Genomic DNA, 6,769 nt, shown 5'->3' on the forward strand with positions numbered 1-6,769 from the left:
AACAAACACCTTCTATAATACATTGATTAAATTGAGCTTTTCAAGAGACCGGGAACTGCTGTAGGAAAAGGGTCCATTCACCCCTGATACTACGACCTTATCCGCCCCAGTACGGTTATTGCCCAAGGTTCCAGAGACGTACAGTTGCGTCCGGTCACGCTCGAATAAAGACATGTATTCGTTGAAGGCCATGGTGGACAAACCGGTACGGGCCAGAATATTCAGATTAGTTGCGACCTGACTCGGTTGTATCGGATTGATGTTAATCGGTTGTAAAAGCTGGGCTTGCAGCAGTTCACTGACTTGGGCGATTTCGTAGCGCGGGCGATAAGCATAGCTGTCGGACAGAAAGCGGTGCGCTGAATAGTTAGTGGGATCAAGACTCAGCGATTTGGTTGCCTCGACCTGAGCCAGTTGCCCGAAACCGAGATTTTCATAAATACCTGCCAAAGTGGCTTCGCGGGTGGCTATATCTTCGTCCAGCAATAACCGCGACCGATACACCGCTCGGTCATCGTTCAACTGAAGCGACTGTTGCAGATTTTCCACCGCTTCAATCGGGCGATTGATACTTTGCAGCCGAATGGCGTCGTAGAGCCAGGGCGTAGGGTCATGCGGATCAAGTTGCTTCGCTCTCTCCAAATACTTCTGCGCCCGCCGATCCTGTTTTACTTCATAAAACGCCTTGCCGAGATAGCTGTTATAGAGCGACACCTGCGGCTCCAGCAGCGTCGCCTTGCGCATTTCTGCAACTGCCGCCTCGGTCTGATTATGCCGAAACAGTACCAGCCCTAAACCGAGATGCGGTAATCCCAAGGTTGAATCCTGCCGAATCGCGTCTTCAAATGCGGCGCGGGCTGGCTCAATCTGAAAACGTGCCAGTTGCAGAAAGCCCCAGACGGTATTAACAAAGGCATCATTCGGCGCTTGTTTTCTAGCCCGTTGCGCCAGTTTGAACGCCTCTCTTAACCGGCCCATGCCGAATAAAAGACTACTTTCCTGAATCAGCGCTTGTGCATTCTCCGGATCGAGTTTCACCGCCTGCCGGGCCGCAGCCAGTGCCCCCGCCAAATCAAACTCGGCCTGTTTGACCAGACTCAGGCTGAGCCAGGCCGCGGATGAGGACGGATCAGCGGCCACCGCTCGCTCAGCGTCAGCCCGCGCCGGCGCGGTGTGGTTTTGCACCAGTTCAATGTTGGAACGCAGCCCATAGGCCAGTGCATCATTGGGATCGAGCGCCAACGCCCGATCCAGCGCCTGCCGCGCTTGAGCCACCTCACCGTGGAGGAGATGCTGCTGCGCGGTTTGAGTCCAATAGCGGGAGGAGTTTGGATCAGCGCGGCGGCTCGGATCGCCCTCCGCCGGGTCGCTGAGACCCGGATAGTAGAACGACCATTGCACCGCATCGAGCGGGTTGAGCAACACCGATTTGCGCGGCGCTTCACCGAGCTTCACCTCGGCTTGTTCATTGGCCGCCACCAGCACGCTGCCTTGGGGATTGCTGAATTCGACCAGACCATTGAGAACCGCCAACTGCGCCGAGTCGCCGGGACCGACCGCGAGATTAAATTCGGTGCCGCGAATGGTGGCGGTCGCGGGCACGGTTTGAATTTCCAGCGCTTCGCCGCTGTTGCGCACCCAGATTTCACCGCTCAACACCCGCAACAGGCTTTGCACCACTTGGGTCGCGGTCGGCACGAAGCCCTCCGAAGGCGGCGCGATCTGTTTCAATTCCAACTGGCTGCGGGCGTTCAACTTGATCTGAGTGCCGCTGGTCAACTGGATCGCCGCCCGGCTGCCCTCGCCGGTGCGCACGATTTCGCCCGGCGCCAAGGCTTCACCGCTACGAAGCGGCTGCCAGCGGCCATCGCGCAGCACTTCGGCGCTGCCTTGGATGCTGACCACCTCGCCCGCGTCCTGCGCCCACGCGGCATAGATCGGCAGCAACACCAGCAGCAGGAACAGGAGGTAAAATCGGGTTAACCAACGGACAGAGAACACCCGCGTTGAAATCATAATTTCTTCACCCTTATCTGCCAGCTTGGCGCTTGTTGTTTTTAGTATAGCAAATTGTTGTTTTTTTGCTCCGGTTGTAGATGTAGCACGGGCATCTTGCCCGTGTTCAGTTCACGGGCAAGATGCCCGTGCTACGACGAATTCCACATACGCTGTGCAAGCGAGGGAATCGGTGTCCACTCGGAACGGGCGCGACGTAGCGGGATTTATTCAGGCGGGATTCAACAGGAATGCGCTATAGCTAAAATAATGCTCAAGGCACGGTGTCTAATCCGTTAAGAGAGGTTGACTTTGGCAATCAATCGGCGCAACAACCGAACCGTTCGGAAGGAGAAACAAGATGAAAGCAATCCGTTATTTAATACTGGCAACCATGACGGCTATCGCGGCACTGATGCCCCTGCACGACGCGAGTGCTTGGGATAATGGCGGCGGTCATCGTGGCGGGGGCTACGGCAGTGGTTACGGTGGTTATCGTGGGGGTGGCGGCGGCTATCGAGGTGGTTACCACGGGGGTTATCGCGGTGGTTATCGCGGCGGTTACTACGGCGGTGGTTGTTGGAATTGCAACGCGGTCGGCGCGGGCATCGTCGGGCTGGCGGTCGGCACGATTATTGGCTCGGCGCTGGTCGCATCAGAACCGCCACCCGTTGTGGTGTACTCCCCGCCGCCCAGACGTTGCACATCAGTCGTCGTGGACGGCAGAACCTATTACAACTGTAACAATGGTAGCCGTGGCGGGTATTACGAGGACTGGTAAGTCGGCAGGAGCGTGCTTTAGCCCGCGAAAATCGCACGGGAAGAGGTCAAACCAAACCCTTGGCATCTTCCCGCGTTGTCCCTACCATCCTGCCATCATCAACTACGGAATCCCCCATGCCTGAAATCGAAGGTCTGACGCTGTTGGGTCAGTCTGCTACCGACTATCCGCGAGCATACAGCCCGCAACTGCTGGAGCGGTTTGCCAACCGCTATCCTCAGAACGCCTATGAAGTGGAATTGGACTGTCCCGAATTTACCTGTCTCTGCCCGATTACCGGCCAGCCGGACTTTGCCCGGATCGTCATCCGCTACAGCCCGCAAGGATGGCTGGTGGAATCAAAGTCGCTGAAACTTTATCTGTACAGCTTCCGCAATCAGGGATCGTTCAGCGAGGACGGGATTAACCGCATCGCCCGTGATCTGTTCGATCTATTGCAACCGCGCTGGCTGGAAGTTTGCGGCGACTTTTTGCCCCGGGGCGGCATCGCCATCAAGCCGAAGGTGCGCCTGAGCGGCGAATCCGCCTGACCTCGCACCGCCCGCATTCCGAGAAATCTTCAATGAGTACCGCCCTCGTCGTCCTGTCCGGTGGACAGGATTCCACCACCTGCCTGTATTGGGCGCTGCACCGTTTTGGTCACGATCAGGTTGAAGCATTGAGCTTCGACTACGGTCAACGCCACCGGATCGAACTGGACTGCGCCCAGCAGATAGCGGCGCTGGCGGGGGTGGCGCATACGATTCTGCCGATCAACACCTTCGCCGCATTGGGCGGTAACGCCCTGACCGACGCCGTGATTACAGTGCAGACCGGCGTAGACCCGCTAACCGCGCTGCCGAACACCTTTGTACCGGGGCGCAACCTGATTTTCCTGACCTTTGCCGCTGCCTTCGCCTATCCACGCGGGATTCGCGATCTGGTCACCGGCGTTGCCCAGACCGACTACAGCGGCTATCCCGATTGCCGCGAGACCACGCTCCACGCGCTGGAGCAGGCGCTGCGCCTGGGCATGGAATGCGCAATCACCATTCACACTCCGCTGATGTTTCAATCCAAGGCCGATACCGTGCGGCTGGCGCAAGCGCTGGGCGCATTGCCCGCATTGGCCTACAGCCACACCTGCTACAACGGCCAGCAACCGCCGTGCGGCGAATGTCCCGCCTGCCTGTTGCGCGCCAAAGGTTTCGCTGAAGCCGGCATTGCCGATCCGCTGCTGGCGCGCTTCCGGGGACTAAATCAGTGAACTCCCGGCAGTATGTTACGGCGGCGGCTCCGTTTGAAGCCGCCCGTCAGGTCGAGTGCCTGCCGGAAGGCCATCGGGCGCGACGGCTGCACGGCCATGGCTTTCTGGCCCGGATTCGCGCCGAAATCTCTCCCGCCGCATCCCCGGTTCCCGACGCCGAAGAGTATGAGCAGCGACTGGTCGCCGAGGTTGCCGCTTTGGATTATCGGCTGCTCAACGACCTGATCCCGATCCCGACCGACGAAAATCTGGCCCGCTGGCTGCGGGAGCGCCTGCATAGGCCCGGCCTGGATCGGGTAGGCATTCAAAGCACCCGCGATCAGGGAGTAGATCTGGACGGACGCGATCACGCTCATGTCTGGCGTCGCTTCCGTCTGGAAGCCGCCCACCAACTCCCCAACGTGCCGCTGGGTCATCCCTGTGGGCGGATGCACGGTCACGGCTTCGAAGTCATTCTCCATGCCGATCAGGATCTAAGCGGCCAGGATCTCGGAGTGGATTACGATCATCTGGCGGTGGTGTGGGCGCCGTTGCACAGCCAATTGCATCACCACTGCCTTAACGATCTGCCGGGACTGGATAATCCGACCAGCGAGAGACTGGCCGCCTGGCTATGGGATCGATTGAAGCCGCAACTGCCGCCGTTATCCTGGGTCACGGTGTACGAAACGGCTACCGCCGGCTGTCATTACGACGGACGCCATTACCGGATTTGGAAGGAACTGCGGTTCGAGAGCGCGCTGTGCCTGCGCCGCGTCGCCAGCGACGACCCGCGCCACCGCTTGCACGGCCATAGCTATGCCGTGCGCCTGCATCTGACCGCGCCGCTGGATGAGCTGCGAGGCTGGACGGTGGATTACGGCGAGGTCAAAGCCCGGTTTGAGCCGCTGTACCAGCAACTGGATCACCAGCGGTTGGACCAACTGGCCGGACTGACCGAACCCACGCTGGCGCAACTGCTGATCTGGTTGCGCGAGCGGTTAGCCTCCTCGCTCCCGGAGCTGGATCGCATCGATCTCGACTCAACGCCCGGCTGTGGCGCGGTGCTGTGCTGGGGCGAGGAGGGTCCGGCCCTGCCGGGCTAAGCGATGAGCTACGCGGTCAAGGAAATTTTCTACACCTTGCAGGGCGAGGGCGCCCGAACCGGACGACCGGCAGTGTTCTGCCGCTTTACCGGCTGCAATCTGTGGAGCGGACGGGAAGCAGATCGCACGACCGCGTTTTGTCGGTTTTGCGACACTGACTTTATCGGCACCGACGGGCCGGGCGGGGGGAAATTCGCCAGCGCCACCGATCTGGCTCAGGCGGTGGCGCAGCGCTGGCCGGTGACTGATCTGCCGCACGCGGTACCCTATGTGGTCTGCACCGGCGGCGAGCCGCTGTTGCAACTGGATGAACCCCTGATGACCGCATTCCACGCCTGCGGGTTTGAAGTGGCGGTAGAAACCAACGGTACCCTGCCCGCGCCACCGGGCCTGGACTGGATTTGCGTCAGTCCCAAGGCTGCTGCGCCATTGCAAATCACTCAAGGTGATGAGTTGAAGCTGGTCTATCCGCAGGTCGAAGCCGAGGCGCAACCGGAGCGGTTCGTCGGGCTGGATTTCGCAGTGTTCTTCCTGCAACCGCTGGACGGTCCCGACCAGAAGGCTCACACCCAAGCGGCACTGGCGTATTGCCTGCGCCATCCGCAATGGCGGCTGAGTTTACAAACCCACAAGCTGCTGGGGATTCCCTAAGTCAGCATTGGCGGTAGTGCGCCGTCCAGATAAAACCATTGGCCGTTTTCCCGAATAAAGCGGCTGGTTTCAGTCATTCGATGTGCTCTTCCGCCAATCTTGTAACGCGCCACGAATTCAACCATGCCTTGCTGATCGTTGGTGCCGCCCGCTTCGGCGTGGACAATTTTCAAACCCAGCCAGGTTATTGCTTCGGCGTTGTCGAAATCGAGCGATTGGGGCCGGGTGGATTCATGCCAAGTGCGCAATAAATAATCTTCCCGCACCAGAACATAGGCCGAATAACGCGAACGCATCAGCGCCTCGGCGGTATCCGGTAGTTGAGCGTGGTCGAGGAATGGGCCGCAGCAGGCGTTATACGGCTTCGCCGATCCGCAGGGGCAGAGTGCGCCGGGATTCAATCATAATCCCCGGATGATCCGGCAGGCCGGCGGGTCTGTTTCTTTTCCCCGACGCGCCGCTTTTCCGCCACCCGCTGCTGTTTGGCGGCGCGGGAAGGCTTCAGTTTCAGCCGTGGCTTGGGAATTTCCGCCGCCTTCTGAATCAGAACGACCAGGCGATCAATGGCGTCCTGCCGGTTGCGTTCCTGGCTGCGAAAGCGCCGGGCGGTGATCAGCAGTTCCCCGTCCTTGTTCATCCGGCTCCCGGCCAAGGTCAGCAATCGCGCCCGCACGTCGTCCGGCAGCGCCGGCGAATGCGCCGCGTCAAAGCGCAGTTCCGCTGCGGTGGCGACCTTGTTGACATTTTGGCCGCCAGGGCCGGACGCCAGTTTGAACTGGAATTGCAGTTCGTTTTCGTCAAGCTGGATAACGGGGGTGACGATGATCATGGTGGCGGGCCGGGCTTCTCGCATCAGATCTTTGAAATTGTCCTCCTGTAAATTTTCCTGTGATGGCGATGATTTGCGGCCTGGGCTAGAACATCGGCTTCATCTAACTCTTTGATCTTGCTGAGAGGTGTGCGTTGTACTCACCCAACCCGTCGTGCGAATCACAGGAAAATTTACAGGAG

At 59.5% G+C, this 6,769-nt stretch carries 8 protein-coding genes; 5 read left to right on the plus strand and 3 right to left on the minus strand.

Annotated elements, in window-relative coordinates; translation table 11 throughout:
- Positions 1 to 12 precede the first annotated feature (12 nt).
- Positions 13 to 2,016, minus strand: a complete 2,004-nt coding sequence (locus tag BN874_RS02895) for a FecR domain-containing protein (RefSeq protein WP_051497344.1) — start codon at positions 2,014 to 2,016, stop codon at positions 13 to 15.
- Between the two features lie 340 nt (positions 2,017 to 2,356).
- Here BN874_RS02895 and BN874_RS24160 point away from each other — a divergent pair, with 340 nt between their 5' ends.
- The 5 genes from BN874_RS24160 to queE all read left to right on the plus strand — a co-directional run bounded on the left by BN874_RS24160 (position 2,357) and on the right by queE (position 5,758).
- Positions 2,357 to 2,776, plus strand: a complete 420-nt coding sequence (locus tag BN874_RS24160; RefSeq protein WP_051497345.1) for a hypothetical protein — start codon at positions 2,357 to 2,359, stop codon at positions 2,774 to 2,776.
- Between the two features lie 116 nt (positions 2,777 to 2,892).
- A complete protein-coding gene (gene queF, locus BN874_RS02905; RefSeq protein ID WP_051497346.1) occupies positions 2,893 to 3,306 on the plus strand; it encodes a preQ(1) synthase in 414 nt (137 codons plus the stop codon).
- A gap of 32 nt (positions 3,307 to 3,338) precedes the next feature.
- Complete coding sequence (gene queC / locus BN874_RS02910; RefSeq protein ID WP_034430735.1) at positions 3,339 to 4,022, plus strand: 7-cyano-7-deazaguanine synthase QueC; 684 nt, start codon at positions 3,339 to 3,341, stop codon at positions 4,020 to 4,022.
- On the plus strand, positions 4,019 to 5,107 hold the full coding sequence (locus BN874_RS02915) for a 6-carboxytetrahydropterin synthase (protein WP_034430736.1): 1,089 nt from the start codon (positions 4,019 to 4,021) through the stop codon (positions 5,105 to 5,107). The genes queC and BN874_RS02915 overlap by 4 nt, the downstream gene beginning before the upstream one ends.
- 3 nt (positions 5,108 to 5,110) lie before the next feature.
- Entirely contained in the window at positions 5,111 to 5,758 is a 648-nt protein-coding gene (queE, locus tag BN874_RS02920) for a 7-carboxy-7-deazaguanine synthase (protein ID WP_034430737.1), read from the plus strand.
- On the opposite strand, the gene BN874_RS02925 is transcribed toward queE, so the two are convergent.
- Positions 5,755 to 6,159, minus strand: coding sequence for a YchJ family protein (locus BN874_RS02925; protein WP_034430738.1), 405 nt, complete (start codon positions 6,157 to 6,159; stop codon positions 5,755 to 5,757). The two genes, queE and BN874_RS02925, sit on opposite strands and share 4 nt — an antisense overlap.
- Positions 6,156 to 6,587, minus strand: a complete 432-nt coding sequence (arfB, locus tag BN874_RS02930) for an alternative ribosome rescue aminoacyl-tRNA hydrolase ArfB (protein ID WP_034430743.1) — start codon at positions 6,585 to 6,587, stop codon at positions 6,156 to 6,158. The genes BN874_RS02925 and arfB overlap by 4 nt, the downstream gene beginning before the upstream one ends.
- Between the last annotated feature and the right edge of the window lie 182 nt (positions 6,588 to 6,769).

The organism is Candidatus Contendobacter odensis Run_B_J11 (genome assembly GCF_000531125.1).
Lineage (GTDB): Bacteria > Pseudomonadota > Gammaproteobacteria > Competibacterales > Competibacteraceae > Contendibacter > Contendibacter odensensis.

Excerpts from the sequence above, each read along its gene's own strand:
- BN874_RS02895 (WP_051497344.1), bottom strand. The coding sequence starts at position 2,016 with ATGATTTCAACGCGGGTGTTCTCTGTCCGTTGGTTAACCCGATTTTAC.
- BN874_RS24160 (WP_051497345.1), top strand. The coding sequence starts at position 2,357 with ATGAAAGCAATCCGTTATTTAATACTGGCAACCATGACGGCTATCGCG.
- queF (WP_051497346.1), top strand. The coding sequence starts at position 2,893 with ATGCCTGAAATCGAAGGTCTGACGCTGTTGGGTCAGTCTGCTACCGAC.
- queC (WP_034430735.1), top strand. The coding sequence starts at position 3,339 with ATGAGTACCGCCCTCGTCGTCCTGTCCGGTGGACAGGATTCCACCACC.
- queE (WP_034430737.1), top strand. The coding sequence starts at position 5,111 with ATGAGCTACGCGGTCAAGGAAATTTTCTACACCTTGCAGGGCGAGGGC.
- arfB (WP_034430743.1), bottom strand. The coding sequence starts at position 6,587 with ATGATCATCGTCACCCCCGTTATCCAGCTTGACGAAAACGAACTGCAA.